The sequence below is a fragment of the Aquidulcibacter sp. genome, from assembly GCF_049239865.1.
Lineage (GTDB): Bacteria > Pseudomonadota > Alphaproteobacteria > Caulobacterales > Aquidulcibacteraceae > Aquidulcibacter.
The window spans coordinates 30,383-51,905 of sequence record NZ_JBMLTR010000218.1; the positions used below are offsets into that span (position 1 = coordinate 30,383).

Consider the following 21,523-nt stretch of genomic DNA (forward strand, 5'->3'; position numbering starts at 1 on the left):
CGTTCAGATTTAGTAGTGGAAAGCTCGATAAAAAGGATGTTTCGCAATGGAATCCGCTACGCTTGATGATAAGGACCGCGCTTTGCTTCGCTTGCTACAACGCGATGGCCGCGCAAGCATCGCTACTTTGGCCGATAAAATCGCTTTGTCGGAAAGCGCCTGCCGTCGGCGCCTCGATGTCTTGGAGAAGTCCGGTGTGCTGGAGGGCTATCGGGCGGAGCTGAATGCGGCGCGATTGGGCTTTAGTCTGACGGTGTTTGTCTCCATCGCTTTGGGTGCGCAAACCGACCGCGATCTGGCAGCGTTTGAAAGTGCAGTGCGGGCGGCACCCGAGGTGTTGGAATGTTGGTTGATGACCGGGGATTCGGATTATCTGCTCCGCGTCGCGGCCCGCGATGTGGCCGATCTTGAACGTATTCACCGTGAAGTACTGACACGGCTACCCAGTGTGGTTAGGGTCAATACGGCCATCGCGATGCGTGCAGTGTCGCCTTTACGAGGACTACCAATTCGATGAAGCCGATCACCCGATATCTCGCTTTGTTTGCCTTCGTAGCGCTTTCGGCCTGCGCGAGTGGTGCCCCACTCTCGTCGGGCAAGCCCTTTGATTTGACGCCTCCAAAAAACGTGGTGGCTGATGGCATTTCTTATAGCCAGAGGGCATGGCCCGGCGCTGTGCCGATGCAGGTCGCGATCATAGAGATCGATTTGAAAACCTCTGGCCTCTCGTTTGCCGTTTCAGGTGGCAGCGCATCGGACACATCTGAATATCGCTCGAAGACGACATCGACCTATCTGCGGGAGTCCGGTGCAGTGGTCGCGATCAATGGCGGTTATTTTGGCCCTGTGGTTGCTACAGAAGGTGTGGGTCAAGACGCGCAAGGTTTTGCAAGGTCTAATGGCCGCGTGGTTTCGCCTGCCTCCTCGCCCGAAAAAGCTGGTGTCGCGAAGGCGGTCGTTTGTTTTGACCGCAAACAGGTACAGATTTTGGCGGCTTTGGCTTGCCCTGAACGCTTTGCCAATGGCCTAGCAGCCGGGCCGCTATTGGTTCAGGCGGGTGCTCTCAAGGTTGATCCGAAGAATTTAACCCGCCATCCCCGCTCGGCCCTTGGCATAAACGCGACAGGTGACCGCCTATGGCTCGTAACCATTGACGGTCGTCAAACAGGCTATAGCGAAGGGGCTAGCTTTGCCGAAACGGCCTTGATTCTGCAGGCCTTAGGGGCGGCTGATGCGATCAATCTCGATGGTGGTGGGTCAACGGCGCTCGTATATCGAGATCCTGTTCGTGGTCCGCGTGTCCTGAATCGCCCCATTCAAGGGGGTATTCCGGGCACGGAGAGACCTGTCGCCACCCATATTGGCGTGTTCCTAAAATCTAGAACAAAGGGCTAAAGGGCCTTTTAGTGACCAGCCTTCAGACCGCGCTGGGTCACCAGATAGGTCGCGAATGTGCCCAACCAATGTCCGCCTTCATAATGTTCGCCCGTCACAGCGGGCAACGCAATGTCACGGTGGGCTTTAGCTGCCGCCAATAGGGCAAGCCTGCGTTTGTCATGCGCGGGCAGGCCAGCGGCCATGCCCTCCAGCATCCAAGCACGTGACAGGTTGAGGCCATCAGTATGGGCCAGTTTGCCATCGGTTCGATCCGTCACAATGCCAACAGGCAACCAGTCTGCGCTGGCGGTCTTGGGGATTGTGGGCAAAGCAATACTCAACCATTTGGCATAGGCCTGTGGTGCCAAAACGCGGCGCATCAGATCTGCTTCGCCCAAACAAGCCGAAACGAAATCCTCACCCCCGGGCTCAAACCGCAAGGGGCAGTCTCGGTCCTTGCCGAAGTAAGTCATGGCGCGCTCATCGATGAGCGCCAGAAAGGCCTTGTCTTGCACCTCGACCGCCCAGTCGCGGGCAAGGCCCAAAGCGAAGGCGGTCTGAGAATGCTCTCCCACGCGCATCGGAGTTCGAAGCTTTGGCAGCCAGCTTTTGAGTTGGCCTGCAGCCCGCTGTTCTAGCGGCGCAAAATCAGCGGCCCAATTCGCGACGCTTGGGTCTTGCTTGGCCCATTGTCGCAACTCAGCGCCCAATTGCAGCATCCAAGCTAAGCCATAAGGGCGCTCAAACCCCGCTCGACCGGGGGCATTCATATAAGCAAGTTCGGCTTCCAAATTCGCTTTGGTCAGGCTTTTGGCTAAGGCTTGGCGGGCAGCAGGTGTATAAGATGCCTGCGGATACAGTCTTGCAAGCCGCGCCAGCAACCAATGTCCGTGTACCGAAGAATGGTGGTCGAAGCAGCCGTAAAAGGCTGGCGTCAACTGGCTGGGCGTCCGCGCATCTTCGGCGGAATTCAGCACATGGGCGATTTTGTTCGGGTATTCGGTATGGATGCACGACAGAGCGAGGTTGGCGAACCGGCCTGTCGCCTCTTCAAAGCCCGAGGCTTCAGCATTGGGTGAGGTCATGGTGGCAAAGCACACGGCGAAGATAGAAAAAAGAGAAACGCGCATCCGCTTTGTGTGCAACAGCCCGTCAGGGTAGGCAAGGCTTTATTTTTCAGGCGCACTCATGACGGGGAGGGTCTTTGCCACTTGGAAATTCTCGGCTCTCTCATCGGGGTGCAGCGGCACCATGCCTCTGCCGCGTAGATAACCGCGCAGCCCCGCCGCATGGTCGGACAGAAGTTCCATCGCGAACTCCTGCAGCCCCGGCACGACGCCAACATTGGCTTTTTTCACATAGAAATAGAGCGACCGGGAGGCGGCATATTTTCCGTCAATGATGGCTTCCGCAGATGGCTCTACCCCATTCAAGGGCGCTGCCTGTAAGCGGTCCATATTTTCTTCAAACGACGAGAAGCCGAAAACGCCAAATTGTTCGGGTGAGCGCGACAGAGCCTGAACGATCAAGCTGTCGTTTTCCCCGGAATCCTTCCAAGCGCCATCCTCGCGAAGGGTCAGCGCCTTTTTCTGGAATTCCTTGTCGTCTTTTTCCTTCAGCGCCTTCATTTCAGGCACTTCTTGGGCACCCTTGGCCATAACGAGTTCAGCAAAGGCGTCGCGCGTGCCAGAAGTTGGCGGGGGACCCATCACGTCGATCTTGATGGCAGGCAAATTGGGATTGATTTCGTTCCACTTCGTATATGGATTAGGAACGAAGGCCTTTTTCGAAGGGTCGTAAATCTCTTTGGCTAAGGCCTGATAGACTTCTTGCTTGGTCAAAGTTACGGGCGTGGCTGACTTTGAGTTGGCAATGACAATTCCATCATAGCCAATCTTGATCTCGACGATCTCGGTAACGCCATTCTTCTGGCAGGTCTCAAACTCCCCCTTTTTGATCCGTCGCGAGGCGTTTGAGATATCGGGGAAGCCCGGGCCTAAGCCGCGACAAAAGATTGCAAAGCCACCGCCTGTGCCTGTTGATTCCACACGTGGTGTTTTGAAACGGCCGCGCGCCGAAAATTGCTCTGCAGCCGCCGCTGAAAATGGAAACAAAGTTGAAGAGCCCACCACAGCAACGCGGTCACGCCCGCCATTTTGATTGCAGCCTGACAAAACAAGTGTGCTTAACGCAAGAACAGTCAGGCTGAGGTGCTTGAAGCTCATATCAACAATCCAAAATAAGCGACCGCGCTAAAGGCGCGCTTTGAGGTTTCACGGTGCGTTAGTCTGCCGATATGACATCCACGCTTCAGTATTGTGACAAAATGACGACAAAGGCGCATTGCTGCGACTAGATCATCTTTTTCAGGGCATAGACAAAGTCCAAGGCTTCGCGTGGCGTTAGTTGATCGGGGTCTAAATCTAGTAGGGCTTGTTCCAGAGCAGTGGGTGTCGTTGAAATTTCTGGAGCAGGGCTTGTCGCCGCAAACAGCGGCAGGTCGTCCAGTGCGCCTGCACCCCCATTATTCTGGGTTTTCTCCAGTTTGTTCAAAACCGATTTCGCGCGCGCAACTGCACTGGGAGGCAGACCTGCGAGTTTGGCCACTTGTACGCCATAAGATCGGTCCGCAGCCCCATCGACCACTTCATGCAAAAAGACGAGATCGCCCTTCCATTCCTTGGCGCGCAAGCTGGCATTGCCGCAAGCCGGCAACCGCTCTGCTAAAGCGGTAAGTTCATGATAGTGCGTGGCAAATAGGGCGCGGCATTGATTGGAGTCGTGTAAGTGCTCTGCTACCGCCCAAGCAATTGCCAGTCCGTCATAGGTCGACGTGCCTCGCCCGATCTCATCGAGAATGACAAAAGCCCGAGGCCCAGCACGGTTCAAGATTGTCGCGGTCTCGACCATCTCCACCATAAAGGTCGACCGACCCTTTGATAAATCGTCAGATGCCCCAACGCGGGAGAAGATTCGGTCCACCAGCCCTAAGTGCAAGTATTCTGCTGGCACGAAACTGCCTGCTTGAGCCAGAATGGCCAATAGGGCGTTTTGCCGCAAATAGGTGGATTTACCGGCCATATTCGGCCCGGTAATCAAAGTTAGGCGTGGTGCAGCAGAGCCGCTGCCATCTAGCTGACAAGCGTTAGAGGTAAAGACTTCGCCTGATTTTCGAAGCGCTGCTTCGACAACCGGGTGACGACCGCCGCGCACCTCAAACCCTAGGCCGTCATCCAAAAGGGGTCGCGTCGCGTCCACCTCAACCGCCCATTCGGCAAGTCCAGCGGCCACGTCCAAAGTCGCGAGTGCGTCGCCGACCGCACGTAGCGCAGCGCTCTGGCCAACCACTCCAGCTAAGGCCTCGCTCCAAAGCTCAAGCTCACGCGCGAGTGCCCGTTCTGAAGCCCGCGCAATTTGGCCATCCAGCTCCATTAAGCGCTGATTGGTGAAGCGGATCGCGCTGGCTGTGGTCTGTCGGTGAATGAAAAGCGCGTTGAGCGGTGGGCTCATCAAGGCTTCCGCCTGCTTAGGCGTGGCCTCGATAAAGAAACCCAAAACTGCATTGTTGCGGATTTTAAGTGGAAGGCCCGCTTGTTCGGAGACTTCCGCTTGGAGATTGGCCACCACTTGCCGAGCATTGGTCGAAAGCAGACGGATTTCATCCAACACGGGATCAAATCCGGTCGCGACAAAGCCGCCATCACGGGTGAGAAGGCCTGGCTCTGGAATGATCATCGCAATCAATCGATGTGCCAATGCGGCCAAGGCGGGTTGATGGATCAGGCTGAGGTGGCTTTGCGCGGAGGCCAGCTCTGCGGGTAAGTCAAGCGGTAGGCGCGCGCTGATCTGGTCGCCTTCAATCAAGGCAATGGCTAACGCCCGCAAATCGCGCGGCCCTCCGCGGCCCAATTCCAGACGCGAAAGCGCGCGGCTCACATCAGGGATTTGGCCCAAGGTGTCGCGCACTTCGCGCCGCTGCTCGCTGGTGCCTATCAGATACTCAATGGCGTTGAGGCGATCCTTGATGACAGCAAGATCCAGCAAGGGTCGGCCAATCCGTTCGGCTAGCATTCGCCCGCCTGCTGCGGTGCGGGTGCGATCTATTGCGGCGAGCAGGGAACCTTCCCGACCACCCCGCTGCGAGCGTTCAAGCTCCAAACTCACCCGCGTCGTGGCATCAATTGCCATAAAGCCCGAGGTTTCAACCCGTTTGGGTGGCATCAGACGTGGGGCGAGGCCTGCTTGGGTCAGGCTGATATAGTCATAGACTAGCCCCAAGGCCGTCAGTTCTGCTTTTCCGAAGCTGCCAAACCCGTCCAGCGTCTGCACACCAAAGCCAAGCTCTAAGGTGCGCGCTGCAGACTTTGCATCCGCTGTTTTGCCAGGACGCGGCGTGACAGAGCCCGAGACAGCGGCAATAGCCTTGGTGCCTGCTTTATCAAAATCGCTATCAACAATTACCAATTCGCCAATCGACAAAGCGGAAGCTTCGTCGATCAGGCGCTGAATCGGTGCTTCCATCACAGCAAATTCACCCGTGGAAACATCTGCCCAAGCCAAGGCTGCTTCCAGCCCCCTTGCAGCGAAGGCCAGAGCGGCCAACCGATTGGCATGACGCGGGTCTAGCAGGGCGTCTTCGGTGATGGTGCCTGGCGTGATAATGCGGACGACATCCCGGCGCACGACGGATTTAGAGCCGCGCTTACGCGCCTCAGCGGCATCTTCGGTTTGGTCGCAAATCGCAATTTTGAAGCCTTTTTTGACCAATTTCGCAATGTAGGCGTCCGCAGCATGGGCTGGAACACCTGCCATCGCGATGTCTTCCCCTTGATGCTGGCCCCGTTTAGTCAGCGCAATATCAAGGGCACCGGCGGCTGTTTTGGCGTCTTCAAAGAAGAGCTCATAGAAATCACCCATGCGGAAGAAGAGCAAAGCATCGCGATGCTGTTCCTTGGCGGCCAGATATTGCGCCATTACGGGTGTGGTGCCTGGGGCTGTCATTAGACGGGTTTAGCTGCGGATTCTTCTGCTGGCAAAGTGTCAAACGCGGTTTTAAAAGTAGACATGCGTTGATCGAACGCTCGGCCCGGTCTAGCAAGGGTGAAATAGAACAGCGTAGGACGAAAAATATCTGATGAGCAGCGAGCGCAAGACTTTCACAGACCAAGAAGCCCTCGATTTTCACAGCCTGCCTACACCGGGGAAGATATCGGTTGTTGCCTCTAAACCGATGGCGACTCAGCGGGATTTGTCGCTTGCTTATTCTCCAGGCGTTGCGGTTCCTGTTCTTGCTATCTCAAAAGACCCGGACACCGCCTACGATTATACGTCCAAAGGTAATTTGGTCGCAGTGATTTCAAATGGTACGGCCATTTTGGGCCTCGGCAATTTGGGTGCATTGGCCTCTAAGCCTGTGATGGAAGGCAAGTCAGTCCTTTTCAAGCGCTTTGCAGACATCGATTCAATCGACATAGAATTGGATTCGATGGATTCCGAAGAAATCATCAGTACCGTTCGCAACATCTCCTGCACCTTTGGCGGTATCAATCTCGAAGATATTAAAAGCCCAGAATGCTTTATTATTGAAAGCCGACTGAAAGAATTGTGCGACATTCCGGTTTTCCATGATGATCAACATGGAACCGCCATCATCGCCGCAGCGGGCCTGATCAATGCCTGCGAAATCACCGGCCGTGATTTCAAAGATCTCAAAGTTGTCGTGTCCGGTGCCGGTGCGGCTGGCTTATCGTGTATTTCGTTGATCAAGACTTTGGGTGTCCCGCACCAGAATGTTATCGTCTGTGACCGCGACGGTGTGGTCTATCGTGGTCGTGAAAAGGGCATGGACCAATTCAAGTCCGCCCATGCGGTCGACACCCCGCTTCGGACGTTGGAAGAAGCGATGAAGGGTGCGGATTGCTTCTTGGGTCTTTCGGCCAAGGGTGCGGTAAGCCAAGCTATGGTTGCCAGTATGGCTCCAAACCCCATCATCTTCGCAATGGCCAATCCGGACCCGGAAATTCGCCCAGAAGAAATTTTGGAAGTGCGGACCGATGCGATTATCGCCACCGGCCGCTCGGACTATGCCAACCAAGTCAACAATGTTCTCGGCTTCCCCTATATTTTCCGAGGGGCGTTGGATGTTCGCGCGCGGACGATTAACGAGGAAATGAAACTTGCCGCCGCGCGTGCCTTGGCAGAACTTGCGCGCGAAGACGTGCCCGACGAAGTGATGGCGGCCTATCACGGCCGCCAATTGAAGTTTGGCCCCGGCTATATCATTCCAACACCATTCGACCCGCGTTTGATTGCCGCCATTCCGCCAGCCGTGGCGCAAGCCGCTATGGATACGGGTGTAGCCCGTAAGCCAATTGATGACATGGGTGCTTATCGGGATCGATTGGCCCAACGGCTCGACCCAACTGCCTCTCTTCTCCAAAGCTTGCAGGAATCGGTACGCGCCAATCCGAAAACCATTGTGTTTGCGGAAGGTGAAGATCCGGCGGTTATCCGCGCCGCTTATCAATTTGAGCAGTTGGAAATGGGTAAGGCCATTCTGATTGGTCGCGAAGAGCAGGTTCGCCGCAACAAGTCGTTGGTAGGTGTGCCCGAGGATTCGGGCCTACAGATTTTCAATGCGCGTCTATCTGACAGGAATGTCGATTATACGGACTATCTCTATCGCCGCTTGCAACGTCGCGGTTATTTGCTGCGCGACTGCCAGCGCATGATTAATCAGGATCGCAACGTGTTTGCCGCGACAATGGTGGCCATGGGCGATGCTGATGGCATGGTGACCGGTACAACCCGCACCACAGATCAAGCATTGAATGAAGTGATGTTGGCGATTGACGCGGCGGCTAAGAGCAAGCCGATCGGCCTTTCCGTCCTGATTTCCAAAGGCCGGACCATTTTTGTCGCCGACACCAATGTTACTGAAATGCCGAATGCTGAGGATCTGGCCCGCATCGCCATTCAGGCAGCAGGCGCTGCCAAGCGTCTCGGTTTTGTGCCCCGAGTTGCCTTTGTGGCTTACTCCACCTTTGGTCGTCCTATGGGCGAACGATCAGAGAAGTGCCGTGAAGCGACAGCGATCCTCGACCGTATGGAAGAGATTGATTTTGAATATGAAGGCGAAATGTCAGTTGGGGTTGCCCTCAGCGCAGATTCGCACAGGCTTTACCCATTCTCGCGATTGTCTGGACCAGCCAATGTGTTGGTGATGCCTGCCATCCACTCTGCACGCATTTCAACGGATCTTGTCGAGTTTTTGGGTGGGGCAACCGTATTGGGGCCGATGATGGTCGGCTTGCGTCATCCGGTTCAGATATGTTCGCTCTCCGCCCCAGTTTCCGAGATCGTGACTTTGGCCACCTTGGCCGCCTATGACGTCAATGCCGGAAGCCCAAACAAGCGGTAAAGCGTCAAATTACCAAGGCTGAGAATAGGATTGGCGGGGCGCAAGCCCCGTCTCAAACTCGCTCAAAATATCGCGGAATTCTTCCGAAGTCGGCAAGTTTGCGGCTCCGCCATTGAAGCGATAGCTCCAGAATGAAGAGATATGCGAAATCATGCCCATCGAATGGCCGAGGTCTAGGAAGAAAATAGGGGCCTCTAACAAAAACCTGCGGAAGGCTGCCGTATTGCCACGATGCACAAGATCGGCGAACGCATCGTCATAGAGCGCCAGAACTTGGCTGCAACTGCGGGCGGCTTCTCTAATCCGTTTGCGAATGGATGTTTTGAGCACACGGATTTCCTCGCGTGTTGCGACATCATTGCGGCCTGACGGCTTGATCTGATCCATCTCCTGCGTCACGCGGATCAGGCTTTGGATCATTTCCGAGAATTGCCATTTGTAGTAGATAAAGCCCTTCCAACTGAAGATGCCTTGGGTGAACTGATCGCCGTGCAAGCCCAACGTCTCTCGCAATGGGTCGAGGCGCGCATCGGCATTTGCAGACAACAGCGCGTCGGCCAGCTTGCCAACCATGCCAGCGCTGCCGCTACCGCTCGTGGTTCGAAAAGCCATACGGATGAGTGGGGCCATCTCAGCGCTGGTAAAGCTTTGCATCCGACTGGTGTCTGCGGGCGATATCGAGAAGTAGCATTCCGCAGGTTGGTGATGGTTCCGACGCAATTGTTCCCGCACCAAGAACGGGTCCAGAGAAGGCAAATCGTTCAACATGCCTAAGACCAAAAAGTCTCTCTCAAGTTCCAGTTCACGGTAGCCAACAAGATCGCAAATCGCTTGCCGGAAACCTTTTTGGTTCACAAAAATAGACCGCCCGCCTAATTCTAGATCGTCAAAATCAAGCGGGAAGATTATCTTCGTGGCGACGGCGGTGGAATTTGGGATAAGATAGGCCTCATCTCGCCGCAGCCGGTGCTTGACTAGGATTGAACGGTTTAACAGGTCATCCGTAAAAAGCGGTGCCTTTTTGCGCATTGGATCGTCAGGGTACCGTTTCGCGACCATATTCAGATTGAGCACCCGACTGGTCGAAGCCGAAGTCGCGAGAGCAGCTAAGTTACGTATCCCTGACATGGGCTGGCCTATTCAAAATGCGCGCGTCGGCGAAAACTCAAATATTCTCACTAGTAACAGTGGGTGAAAGATCGGCTAAACAATTCGATAAAATTTTGCGAGAACAGGCATTCTGTGGCGGATTGAGAGAATTTCTGCAGTTGGAAACAGGCAAAAAATCAATGTTTTGGTTAATGTTCAGGTCAAAAAGGCATTGTATCAGGTAATTGCCAGGTGTCGCTCAAAGCCCTTAATTGTGTTGGAGTGGATCCTCGCTTGCGTCTTCTTGCCTATTGCCTAAGCCGCGCACCTGACTGTTGTGGGCCAGTGTTATTGCCAGCTCCTACAGGAACAGGCACACCAGAGCCCGCATAATTGCTATTGATGACCAATCGGGAATTGCCGGACAAGTTAACATTTTGTGCGATTACGACACTCCACCTTGAATCCTCGGCTACCATGCCCGCGGTGTCGATATTGAGATTGGCATTCGATAGATAGATAGCCCCCAGTAGTTTGTTTACATTCGGGGATGAGATGACCATGTCGGATTGATTGGAAAAGTCGGCAGCAATTAGAAACCCAGCCCATGCGCCAGTGGTCCGCCCGGTCAGGTCCAACATTGCCTCATCCTCGGCGATTAAGGACCCGCGTTCAAACAACAAGGCGACATCTTCGCCCCGCAACGACCCCTCATCCTTAATCTCGAGGCCATCGCAGAAGAAGTGGTCGCCTCGACCTAAAGTCAACTTCGCCTGGTCTGCAACACTGACACGTTGTGTATGTACGCCAGCGGGAAGCGTCACATTTGAGGTGCCTGCATAAGTCACCTCATCCTCGCCTTGCTCCTTCTGACATTCGCTCTTTGCTATGATCTGGCGGCCTTGAAACGGGTTTTGAATTATCATTGCGCCTGTATTCACGGATGGTGAGAACCCTGTGCCGAAGGCGCGGACACGGGCCGAGATTGCGCCGGCTGTCACGCGCCCCAATTCTGTCGATCGGATTGTTCCATTTGCATGGACAAGACAATTGCTCGCCTGGATCTGACCGCTGCCACTCACCCAAATTGAAGATTGCTTGCTTCGGTCACGGAGTCCTAATACACATAGCGGCTGTTGGTTTAGCGCATCGGCCGTGGCACTGACACGAATTGTAAATCCGCCGGGCGGAACCAAATTGCCAAAGAATGAGTCACGATTGGCTGTGCCATTTACTTGTACAGTGTTGTTGACGCTTTGAGTGGCGGTAAATCTAATTCTCATTCGGGGAGCTAGGTCGACGACCTGTTGACTGGCAAAACTCACCGCATAGTTGGTAACACTCGCCGAGGCCACTGAAAGCGACGCCTGGCGCGCACCGGCCAAAGCCGCGGCGTCCACCGCTGACTGCATGCGCCCCCGTTCAGCTGTCAGAGCAGCCATTTCAACCGTGATGGCTACAATCATCGCAAGCGGCATAGCTGCCAAGCCTGTGATGACAGCCAACTGACCTCGCTGGCTTTTGTGTGAAATCCATGAGTGGTGAGTCAAACCCGATTGGCCCTTGATGAGCGTGCGAGAACTCACAAGTGCACAACGTGAATGTATTACCCTATGGTAATTAGATTGCCGATCAATTAATTTTTTTGTTTAAACTCGAAAGCTTATCGAAGCGCCACGTGATTGGAGCAGGCTTCCAAGCATCCAAATGATCGAATTCTGGCGTTCCCTTGTCTCTAAAATCAAGGGAGTTAAGAGGAAGCCGACAGCTTATTGTCTCAGTCGGGTTCCATTGGAATTAAGTTTCTTGTCGCCCACTCCGATTGGAACGGGGACGCCAGAGCCGGTGTAATCCGTGTTGATTACTAACCGGGCTTTCTTATCCAGAATAATGTCCTTAGCGACTACCACGCTCCATTTCGAGTCTTCAGCGACGGCACCGGCAGCATTGATCAGAAGTTCAGCGTTTGGCAAATAGATCGTGCCCAACAATCTGTCGACGAGACTGGAGGAAATCTCCATTTGCTCTTCATTGTCGCGCGATGTGACAATCACGAATCCTGACCAAGTACCTGTCGCTCGGCCCGTCAATGAAATCTTTGAGCTTTCGGTTGCGCGGAATGTCTGATTATCATGGAAAATCATCACCACATCAGTTCCCTGCAGAGTGCCGTTGCCTTTAACGGTGACAGCGTTGCAGAAATAATGATCTCCTGGTCCAAGCGTCACTGTCGCATTCCCGCTTACGATAAGCTCTTCTTGGTGAATCCCCGAATTAAGTGTGAACACGGTGCCCCCTGTGACTGTTCTCGGGGCGGGTGGGGTTGACAAGCAAACGCCATTGCGTCTGATAGCCCTGCCCTTGAACGGATCTGTGACCTTCAAGGCACCATTATTTGCGGCTGGCGAATAGCCAGTTCCTTTTGCGGTTCGGGAGGCCTGAATCGTGCCCGCAGACACTGTGGCGCTGTTCTGAGTGGTCATTGAGCCATTGGAATGCACCAAACAATTCGTTGCTTGCACACTGCTGGTCATTTGTGCGACCAATCCAGACGGTTCGTCCTCGTCGTCTTCGTTCTCCGGCAGAGCGAGCACACAAAGAGGCTGCTGATTGAGCGCTTCGGCAATTGCGCTAACGCGGATGGTAAACCCGCCCGGTGGAACCATATTGCCGAAGAAGGACCCTCGCACGCCGACGCCGGAAACTTGAAATCCGCCATTTGCGTTCTGACTGGCAGTGAAGTTCATCGCGACGCGCGGCGAAAGGTCTGAAACTTGGTTTAATGCGAATGTCTCTGCAAAGCCATTTGCGTCCCGGGCATTACTGCCAGCAACGGCCATTTCGCGAGCACCTGCAAGGGCCGCGGCGTCTACAGCGGCTTGCATGCGGGCCTTTTCACTGGAGAGAGACACCATCTCTATCGTGATCACTACGATCATCGCCAAAGGTACGGCAATTAAGCCGGTTATCACGACGAGATTGCCGCGTTCGCCGCGTCGCTTAGTTTTCTGTCCGGTCGAAAACAACACAGCTACCTATTACCCTTGTTCAGTAAGGGATAGATAAGCAGAAACTGGTGTATCAAACGTTTATAAAGTCACTAAAGACGACAAAAATCGCTGTTTTTGACCATAAAACACCTATTTTTGATAGCTCAATTTAACGACAACTCTTGAAATGGGTAATTTGCTTCTCATGCAGGTATCCTGCGCCCAATCTCGTCCTGAACCCCTATCTTCAAGACTGGGACGCAATTTCTGGAGAAGGTGACAATGCGATAGTTTTTCGCATGTGTGGTGATGGGAACGAATGTGACAAACGGTCATCTTCATCCTTAAACTGGAACTGTGCCGAGCATATGGCATAGGCCTGTCTCAAAGATATCAACTTGACAATGCAATCTTCCGATTCTCACTGGTGGCGCGGCGCGACCCTTTATCAAATCTACCCTCGGAGTTTCGCTGACTCCAATGGCGACGGGATTGGAGATTTGCGGGGCGTGACCTCAAGGCTCGACTATGTCGCAGAGCTTGGTGTGGACGGCATTTGGTTGTCCCCCTTCTTTGCTTCGCCTCAGCGCGATTTTGGCTATGACGTCAGCGACCATTGTTCCATTGATCCTATGTTTGGCACGATGTCAGACTTTGACGCGTTGATCGCCCGGTCGCATGAGCTGGGGCTCAAAGTCATTATCGATCAAGTTTGGTCTCACACGGCTTTGGAGCATGCGTGGTTCCAAGAAAGCCGTCAAAGCCGCACAAACCCGAAGGCGGACTGGTTTGTCTGGGCCGATCCCTTGCCAGATGGGTCGTGTCCGACCAATTGGCAAAGCTGGATGGGCGGCGGAACTTGGACATGGGAGCCTCGGCGCGGGCAATATTATCTGCACAACTTCCTGCCGCAGATGCCAGACCTCAATTTTCATTGCCCCGAGGTTCAAGAGGCAATCTTGGCTATCGGACGGTTCTGGCTAGACCGCGGTGTCGATGGCTTCCGACTCGATACCGTCAATTACTATTTCCACGACCAAGCGCTTCGGAATAATCCGCCAAAGCCAGGTGACAGTCCGGCGACAATGCAGCGGCATATCTACAACGTTTGTCAGCCAGAAAACCTTACTTTCTTGAGGCGGATCAGGGAGCTGCTTGACCTTTATCCAGGCAGCTTTGTTGTCGGAGAAATCGGTTCTGACGACAATTTAACCCGCATGATCGAATACACGGCTGGCACAGATCATCTGCATACAGCCTATTCGTTTCAATTATTGAGTGACCGGGCCGACCCTCAACATTTTCACGAGGCGATGCAACCTTGGACAACAGGGAAGGGGGCCTCCGCTTGGCCATCTTGGGCGCTCAGCAATCATGACTGCGCCCGCGTTGCGAGCAGATGGAAGCTTGACGCCCCAACAAGCCAAATCGCCAAGTTTGCGCTGGCGTTATTGGTAGCATTGCGCGGCACGATTTTCCTTTATCAAGGCGAAGAATTGGGCCTTACCCAAGCAGACTTGGCCTATGAAGACCTGCGCGATCCGTTGGGCGTTGCGAACTGGCCCGCGAATAAGGGTCGCGACGGGTGCCGTACGATCCAACCCTGGTCTCACGATCATACATTTCAGGGCTTTTCAACCGTCAAACCTTGGCTGCCGATTATAGAAGCGCACCGGGATCACAGCGTTGACCTACAAGCCCAAGATCCTGCATCGGTTTTGGCTTTTGCGCGGCACGCGATCTCTTTGCGCCAGTCGAACCCGGCCATGCGTCTTGGCGACTATAGCGTGCTCTATGAGGATGAATCCTGCCTGATATTCTCCCGCAAATTTGGGGCTGCTTCTTGCCTCGCGGGCTTCAATTTCTCGCCAAAAGCCAAAACGATTCCTGGTTTGGTCGACAGCCGTTTGAAGCCTGATCTGGCAGTAGGCAAGGTTCAGGTCGATGGCGATGACATCACGCTGGGGCCCGTTTCTGCCTTTCTGATTTCTAAAAACCCACTTTAAAACCAAGGATGCCAATCATGAGTCTTGTTCTTGATCCTGATCTCGATCGCCCCTTTGACCTCAAGCCAGAGCACCTACGCCAGTTTGACAGGGACGGCTTTATTCATCTGAAGTCCGTTCTCCCGCCAGATATTCTGGCTGATTACGGCCGCGAAATCACGCGACTTACGATTGCCCTCTCGACCCAGACCAAGCCCCTAGAGGAGCGCACCACCTATGACCGCGCTTTTCTGCAAGTCATGAATCTGTGGGAGCAAAGTGAGCGTGTAAAATCCTTCGTCATGGGTAAAACTTTAGGCCGGATCGCCGCCGCTTTGATGGCTGTACGCGGCGTGCGTCTTTATCATGACCAGTCACTCTATAAAGAGCCGGGCGGTGGCATCACCCCAGCCCATGCAGACCAATATTATTGGCCGCTTGCAACTGATCGTACCGTAACGGCTTGGATCCCTTTGCAACACGTCCCGACCGAGATGGGGCCGCTCAGCTTCTATGCGGGTAGCCAGCATGAAGCCTTTGGTCGGGACCTCGGTATCTCCGATGAAAGTGAGGCGGCGATTACAGCAATGATGGAGTCGCGCCGATTTCCGTTCGTCCAAAATCCGTTTGATCTAGGTGATGTCAGCTTCCATTTGGGCTGGACCTTTCATAAGGCTGGCCCGAACGTCTCCACTAAGCCTCGCAGCGTGATGACTGTCATCTACATGGATGTCGATATGGTCCTGCAACAACCGACTAATGACATACAAGCAGGGGATTGGGCGCAATGGTGCCCAGGTGCCCGCGTCGGAGAAATCATTCAAACGCCAAAGAACCCTGTCATTTTCGAGCATGCCGTATGAGCATAGGGGCTGCTACCCGCACTGGTCTTGCCGCCATTACGGATGGCCAGGGCGGCTTTGTCCTTGACAGGATATCAGTCCGCGCGCCCATCGGCGATGAAGTGCGCGTTGCTTTGGGCGCAGCAGGGGTTTGCCACACAGACTATGCCTCATTGTCTTGGGACGGGCCATTGGTTGCCGGACACGAGGGGGCAGGATGGGTTGAGGCCGTTGGCCCCGATGTCTGCGACTTGCCAATCGGCACCCCGGTTTTGCTCAACTGGGCAATTCCCTGCGGTCATTGCAAGCCATGTGAAACTGGCCATGCCAATATCTGTGAGCGCTCGCACGGCATTGATCCTGAGAATCTCGGCTCGAGCCGGGCGGCCCTAAATCATACCATTTGGCAAGGCCAATCGATCGAGCGCGCCTTTAACCTTGGCACGTTCTCTGAGTTTACTCTGGTAAGACGCTCTGCTGTGACGCCGCTTCTACCCGAGATCCCGGTGGCGCAAGCGTGCATCCTTGGCTGTGGCGTGATGACGGGCGTTGGGTCGGTCTTGAACATTGCGCAGCCTGCTCCAAGCGATACGCTGGCGATTGTTGGCTGCGGTGGCGTTGGCTTGTCGGTCGTGCAGGGTGCAAGGCTGGCCGGCGTTTCCAAAATAATTGCAATTGATTTGCGGCAGGATAGTCTGGACCGTGCCCAAAAAATGGGTGCCACAGATCTAATCCTAGTTAGTCCTTCGGACCCCAATCACGATCAACTAGCCGCACAAATCAAAGACTTGACGGGCGGACGCGGAGTCGATTTTGCGTTCGAAGCAACAGGTGTGGCTGCGTTGGCCTTTCTGCCTTTGCGGCTGGTTCGCAATGGTGGGATGGCTGTCCAAGTCAGTGGTGCGCATGGACCGGTTGAAGTGCCCATGCCCTGGTTCTGGTGGGATAAGCGATATGTGACGCCTCTCTATGGCGGGTGCGACCCAGACCGAGATTTCCCACGCTTGATGCGATGGGCCGTGGAGGGCACCCTTGATTTGCCGTCCATGATCTCAAAAACCTACCGCCTAGACACTTTGAATACGGCAATCGACGACATGTTGGCGGGGCGTACCGCTAAAGGCGTCATCATCTTTGAAAATGGTAGGGCCAATGTTTAGGACCTTTGAACGAGCTAACCTAACCGTTGATCCTAGTGGGCTGTCCCACATTACGGTGAAGAGCAAAGCCTTGGGTCGGCGGGCGGATGTGACGGCTTTTGTGCCAGACGATGTGGCAGCAGGTGTCACGCTGCCAATCGTCACACTGTTACACGGTGTCTATGGCTCGCATTGGGCCTGGGCGTTTAAGGGTGAGGCTCACCTAACGGCACGCAAATTGATTGAGCAAAAGCTGATCCCGCCCATGGTGCTGTTGATGCCGTCAGATGGTCTTTGGGGGGATGGCTCTGGGTATGTTCCGCATACAGATGCGAATTACGAGAGTTGGATTGTCGAAGAAGTTCCAGCAATCGCGTTTCAATTGACCGAAGCGTGCAGCCCAGCCTCAGCGCGCTATCTGACAGGCTTGTCTATGGGTGGCTTTGCCGCCCTTCGTCTCGGCTCAAAATTCGCATCGAACTTCACAGCGATCAGCGCTCATTCCTCTGCAACCCACAAGAACCAACTTGCCAAAATCATTGAAGAGACCACTGACGGCTGGAGTTCTGATCCTTGCGATCAAGATGTTTTTTCTGCCTTAGAAGGGGCCAAGGGTCCCCTTCCACGTATTCGCTTTGACTGTGGCACCGAGGATCAACTTTTGTCGGCAAATCGGGCGCTACACCAAGCTATGGAAAGGGCCGGGATCGCGCACACCTATGAAGAGCTGCCCGGCGGGCATGATTGGGATTATTGGAAGTCCAATCTACATCGGTCTTTGAAGTTCTTCGCCCAATGACAGACGGGAGCAGGATGAAGATGAAGGCGGTGAAACTTCTTACCTATTGGCTCTTCAGTTTGGCTTGCTTCGCACTGGCCACGTCGTCCCATGCGCGAGAGAAGCAGCCGATTAGCTTTGTTGATCCATTCATTGGTACCGATGGAACTGGGCATGTTTTCCCCGGCGCTGTGGTTCCCTTTGGTATGGTCGCACCGGGTCCAGACATGGAAGATCGTGGCTGGAGTTATTCAAGCGGCTATCAATATCAGGCGCGCTCTATTTTGGGCTTTTCCAACACCCACATCAGCGGGGCGGGCATTGGCGAATTGGGCGACGTATTACTGCAGCCCTCAGCCGGCACGAAATGGACGCCTGCGACCACAAATTTCCGCAGCAGTTTCGATAAAGCAACCGAGCAAGCCAGCCCCGGCTATTATGCTGTGACGTTGAAAGATCACAATGTTCATGTTGAGCTGACAGCGGGGCAACGCGTTGCCATTCAACGCTATCGCTTTGGTCGAGCAGGCAAAGTTCAAGTCCTGCTGGATCTTCAACATGGCATTTTGTTTGGCGATGGTCCACGGGTTCTGAAATCGGATGTTCAAACTGACGCGGCGAGCGGCAAGATCAGTGGCACGATCTGGTCAAAAAACTGGGTAGAACGACAGGCGTCATTCGTCGTTCGATTTGATCGACCCATAAAGCACATCACAACCCTGCCAAGCCGTCCGGGCGATCAAGCTCCACGCTTTATTCTGGAGTTTGATCTAGGGCGGGCCAAACAGTTGGAGGCCCGCATCGCGCTCTCAACAGTCGATGTTGCTGGTGCCAAAGCCAATATGGCGGCTTTTGGTCAGCCAAGCTTTGAGGCAGTGGTGCAGTCTGCTCGTTCAAGCTGGAACACCCTATTACGACGTATCGACATTGACGCCAGTCCTAGAGAAAAGCGGATTTTCTATTCCGCCTTTTATCGTACCATGATCCATCCAAGTGACATAGCAGACGTAGATGGACGCGTGCGTGGCCCGACCGGAACGGTAATCCGTTCCAAGACAGGGCAGTATTACAGTACCTTATCGCTTTGGGACACGTTTCGTGGGGTCCATCCGCTCTTCACCTTGATCGTACCCGAGCGCGTGGATGGCATGGTTCAAACGCTGTTGGATCATCATCGAGCGCAGGGCTATCTGCCGCTTTGGACAGCTTGGGGGCAGGAGACATGGACCATGATTGGCAATCCCGCGCTGCCGGTCATTGCCGATGCGGTGGTCAAAGGCTTCAATGGGTTTGATCGCGAGGAGGCTTTAGCCGCCATGATTTCCTCGTCGACGAATCCGCGCCCAAACGCTCCCGTCTGGGCCCAGCAGGATTGGTCCGCTTATGAGAAGTATGGCTATCTTCCCTACGACCTGGGCGAAGGTGAAGCGGTCTCGAAGACTTTGGAATATGGCATTGGCGATAATGCTGTGGCACGCGTGGCGAAGCTCTTAGGCAAGCATGATGTCGCACAGCGATTTGAAGCTCGTGCGCGTGGATATCAGAAGCTTTTTGATCCCCAGACCAAAACCATGCGGGCTCGCAATCAGGCTGGTGGCTGGCGAACGCCATTTGATCCGTTGGTGCCCACATCACCCATGAATAACCCCGGCGACTATACGGAGGCCAATGCATGGCAATATACCGCTACACCGGCCTTGCACGATGTGGAGGGCTTTCGCACGCTTGTTGGGGGGGCAAGCGGACTAAGGGTTTGGCTTGATACCTTTTTTTCACTTCCGTCGCTGGGGGATAACAAACATCTGGGGCAAGAGGCGCTGATAGGTCAGTATGCGCACGGCAATGAACCCAGCCATCATATTGCTTGGCTCTATGCCTTTAGTGACACGCCAGAACGAGGCTATGACAGGGTCGCGCAGATCGCTCAGGCCTTCTATTCAGATCGACCTGACGGTATCATCGGCAATGATGATTGCGGGCAGATGAGCGCTTGGTATGTCTTTGCTACGCTGGGATTCTACCCCGTTGAGCCAGCAAGTGGCCGATTTACTTTGGGCCGCCCTCTCGTTTCCAATGCTACCCTTCACTTGGCGAATGGAAAAGTGCTGCAGATTGATCAGTCGCGGGCGGCAGATGTGGTGCTTCGGGGGCAAGCCCTCATCGGGCCAATGGTCGACTATCATAGCCTGATGGCAGGCGGTAAATTGTCCTTTCCCCTTCGCGGTTCTCAACCTCCAACCGCCAATTGAGTCAGCGCCGCAGCCAAGGCGAGCACCAAAAGAACGGTCACACGGGGCCCGATATAAAGGCTGACCATCCGTTTGGTTGGAAAAGAAAAAGTCACAGGTGTTCCTAGAATCTTCTCTGGATGGGCAGCAATAAAGGCTGGATCAGCGGCCAAGCGCATCATGTCGCGCCGACTACGGTAGCGCATTAAGCCAAAGAGAGTCCAACCTGGGTCGGGGGATGTATTCCAAGCGTCAACATAACCGCCGACCTTGCGCCCAACCATGCCCGGATGTCCGCCACGTCCCAGCAGCACCGGCATGAAGCGTTGAGAGTAACGCTTCAATAGCTCAAAGCCCCGCACCATCTCACCGGTTTTCGGGTCCTCAACCTCGCCCATTTCAGCCTTGACCAGATTGAGCATGAGGAACTCGCCGCCATCGTCTTGCTCCAGAAAAGCCTTCAGAACGGCTCGGCTATTGCCCGTTTCTTCTAAGCGATCACCGACGGCGTCGAGAAAAGCTTCGATTTCGTGAGTCTTAACAGGGCCTTGCCAATTGTCGTACCAGAGCCGAAACAGCAGATACAATACGAGGGCCGTGCCCCAAATAATCCAGGGTGACATGCGGACTCCTATTGTTTGGGGGCTGGCGGGGGTGAACGATCGGAGGAACTTGGGCGGCTGGAGCTGGTTTGGTTTTCAAGACCAGGGACAACGGCCCGTAAGCTCGATTGGCACGCTTGCGAGGTCTTGGATACATTGGCTTTAAGGCAGGCACGAATGCCAAGGCGGTCGCGAGCGGCAGCTTCGCGCGGGCAAAGGCGCATAACATCCGCCATGCAGGCTTTGCGCACTTCATCGCGCTGCTTTGCGCTTGGCGCGGCCGCTGCCGGACTTGTGGTCCCCAAAATCAGGACGGCCGTCGCGATGCTGAATCCGATCATTTTGCTCCCCCCAGATGCATTAATTGACACTTATCATGTCAATATAGCGTCCACAAGCAGGGTGGCTGGTGGTTTGGCTTGCCATTTTGGCGTTTTAAGGCAAGAGATTAGTGATGGCTTCTGCAACAATCCTAACTTTACCTTTCGCGTCCGACCTCCCTGGCGATGGCCGTCGTGCACGCAGTCAAACCAGTCGCGACAAAATTGTCGCCGCGGTCCTTCATTTGATTGAGGGTGGCGACTTGTCCCCCAGCGCTGCGCGCGTCGCGGAAGTGGCTGGAGTTGGGTTGCGGTCGGTCTTCCGTCACTTCGACGACATGGATACGCTCTATCAAGAGGTGAGTGAGCGGGTGTCGGCAGAGGTGATGCCGCTACTTCATGAGCCTGTGACAGGCGCGACCTGGAAAGAGCGACTGTTGCAGATTGTTGGTCGGCGCACCGCGATTTTTGAGCGCATCCATCCTTTCCGGCTTTCAGCTAGCTATAAGCGCTTTCGTTCGGCCTTTCTGACGGAAGAATATCGGCGAACCTTGCAACTGGAAGCCAGCACAGTGGAAGCCTTGCTGCCCGCGACAATTCTGGCTGACGCATTGTCTACCCGCAGCATCAAGGTGATCTTGAGTTTCCAGAACTGGCACGCTTTGCGCTTTGAACAAGATTTGGCAATAGAAGAAGCGCGCGAAGTTGTGACCCGCCTTTTGGGTGACATTTTATCTAAGTTGCCGGATTAAA

The 21,523-nt window shown here is 54.5% G+C and carries 17 protein-coding genes; 9 read left to right on the plus strand and 8 right to left on the minus strand.

Features of this window, described 5'->3' with window-relative positions; translation table 11 throughout:
• Positions 1-46 precede the first annotated feature (46 nt).
• Complete coding sequence (locus ACOVRA_RS14880) at positions 47-517, plus strand: Lrp/AsnC family transcriptional regulator (protein WP_290803106.1); 471 nt, start codon at positions 47-49, stop codon at positions 515-517.
• The gene (locus ACOVRA_RS14885; RefSeq protein WP_421720981.1) at positions 514-1,395 is read left to right on the plus strand and encodes a phosphodiester glycosidase family protein; all 882 of its coding nucleotides are present in this window, start codon (positions 514-516) and stop codon (positions 1,393-1,395) included. Before ACOVRA_RS14880 ends, ACOVRA_RS14885 begins: the two co-directional genes overlap by 4 nt.
• 8 nt (positions 1,396-1,403) lie before the next feature.
• On the opposite strand, the gene ACOVRA_RS14890 is transcribed toward ACOVRA_RS14885, so the two are convergent.
• The 3 genes from ACOVRA_RS14890 to mutS form a co-directional block, all read right to left on the minus strand.
• Entirely contained in the window at positions 1,404-2,462 is a 1,059-nt protein-coding gene (locus ACOVRA_RS14890; RefSeq protein WP_421720982.1) for a DUF2891 domain-containing protein, read from the minus strand.
• An 84-nt stretch (positions 2,463-2,546) separates the two neighbouring features.
• Positions 2,547-3,602: a substrate-binding domain-containing protein gene (locus ACOVRA_RS14895; RefSeq protein ID WP_421720983.1), complete on the minus strand. Its 1,056-nt coding sequence runs from the start codon at positions 3,600-3,602 to the stop codon at positions 2,547-2,549.
• A 127-nt stretch (positions 3,603-3,729) separates the two neighbouring features.
• Entirely contained in the window at positions 3,730-6,378 is a 2,649-nt protein-coding gene (gene mutS, locus ACOVRA_RS14900; RefSeq protein ID WP_421720984.1) for a DNA mismatch repair protein MutS, read from the minus strand.
• Between the two features lie 133 nt (positions 6,379-6,511).
• On the opposite strand from mutS, the gene ACOVRA_RS14905 reads away from it, so the two are divergent.
• The gene (locus ACOVRA_RS14905; protein ID WP_421720985.1) at positions 6,512-8,797 is read left to right on the plus strand and encodes an NADP-dependent malic enzyme; all 2,286 of its coding nucleotides are present in this window, start codon (positions 6,512-6,514) and stop codon (positions 8,795-8,797) included.
• A 9-nt stretch (positions 8,798-8,806) separates the two neighbouring features.
• Here the strand turns inward: ACOVRA_RS14905 and ACOVRA_RS14910 are convergent, their stop codons facing one another.
• The 3 genes from ACOVRA_RS14910 to ACOVRA_RS14920 all read right to left on the minus strand — a co-directional run bounded on the left by ACOVRA_RS14910 (position 8,807) and on the right by ACOVRA_RS14920 (position 12,915).
• Positions 8,807-9,925 carry a hypothetical protein gene (locus ACOVRA_RS14910; RefSeq protein ID WP_421720986.1) on the minus strand — a complete coding sequence of 373 codons (1,119 nt, stop codon included), beginning with the start codon at positions 9,923-9,925 and terminating at the stop codon, positions 8,807-8,809.
• A gap of 269 nt (positions 9,926-10,194) precedes the next feature.
• A complete protein-coding gene (locus ACOVRA_RS14915) occupies positions 10,195-11,391 on the minus strand; it encodes a pilus assembly protein TadG-related protein (RefSeq protein ID WP_421720987.1) in 1,197 nt (398 codons plus the stop codon).
• Between the two features lie 264 nt (positions 11,392-11,655).
• Positions 11,656-12,915, minus strand: coding sequence for a pilus assembly protein TadG-related protein (locus ACOVRA_RS14920; protein WP_421720988.1), 1,260 nt, complete (start codon positions 12,913-12,915; stop codon positions 11,656-11,658).
• Positions 12,916-13,280: 365 nt separating this feature from the next.
• On the opposite strand from ACOVRA_RS14920, the gene ACOVRA_RS14925 reads away from it, so the two are divergent.
• Genes ACOVRA_RS14925 through ACOVRA_RS14945 form a run of 5 tightly spaced genes read left to right on the plus strand, consistent with a single transcriptional unit; the run spans position 13,281 to position 19,869 of the window.
• The gene (locus ACOVRA_RS14925; protein WP_421720989.1) at positions 13,281-14,882 is read left to right on the plus strand and encodes an alpha-amylase family glycosyl hydrolase; all 1,602 of its coding nucleotides are present in this window, start codon (positions 13,281-13,283) and stop codon (positions 14,880-14,882) included.
• A 17-nt stretch (positions 14,883-14,899) separates the two neighbouring features.
• A complete protein-coding gene (locus ACOVRA_RS14930; RefSeq protein WP_421720990.1) occupies positions 14,900-15,724 on the plus strand; it encodes a phytanoyl-CoA dioxygenase family protein in 825 nt (274 codons plus the stop codon).
• The gene (locus tag ACOVRA_RS14935) at positions 15,721-16,863 is read left to right on the plus strand and encodes a zinc-binding dehydrogenase (protein ID WP_421720991.1); all 1,143 of its coding nucleotides are present in this window, start codon (positions 15,721-15,723) and stop codon (positions 16,861-16,863) included. Before ACOVRA_RS14930 ends, ACOVRA_RS14935 begins: the two co-directional genes overlap by 4 nt.
• Positions 16,856-17,641 (plus strand): alpha/beta hydrolase, encoded by a 786-nt coding sequence (locus ACOVRA_RS14940; RefSeq protein ID WP_290802058.1) that lies wholly within the window; start codon positions 16,856-16,858, stop codon positions 17,639-17,641. Before ACOVRA_RS14935 ends, ACOVRA_RS14940 begins: the two co-directional genes overlap by 8 nt.
• A 20-nt stretch (positions 17,642-17,661) precedes the next feature.
• A complete protein-coding gene (locus tag ACOVRA_RS14945; RefSeq protein WP_421721078.1) occupies positions 17,662-19,869 on the plus strand; it encodes a GH92 family glycosyl hydrolase in 2,208 nt (735 codons plus the stop codon).
• Here the strand turns inward: ACOVRA_RS14945 and ACOVRA_RS14950 are convergent.
• Positions 19,848-20,471, minus strand: coding sequence for a hypothetical protein (locus ACOVRA_RS14950; RefSeq protein WP_421720992.1), 624 nt, complete (start codon positions 20,469-20,471; stop codon positions 19,848-19,850). The genes ACOVRA_RS14945 and ACOVRA_RS14950 overlap by 22 nt on opposite strands.
• Before the next feature lie 8 nt (positions 20,472-20,479).
• Entirely contained in the window at positions 20,480-20,791 is a 312-nt protein-coding gene (locus ACOVRA_RS14955) for a hypothetical protein (protein ID WP_421720993.1), read from the minus strand.
• Between the two features lie 113 nt (positions 20,792-20,904).
• Here ACOVRA_RS14955 and ACOVRA_RS14960 point away from each other — a divergent pair, with 113 nt between their 5' ends.
• Complete coding sequence (locus ACOVRA_RS14960; RefSeq protein WP_290802051.1) at positions 20,905-21,522, plus strand: TetR/AcrR family transcriptional regulator; 618 nt, start codon at positions 20,905-20,907, stop codon at positions 21,520-21,522.
• Position 21,523: the final 1 nt, after the last annotated feature.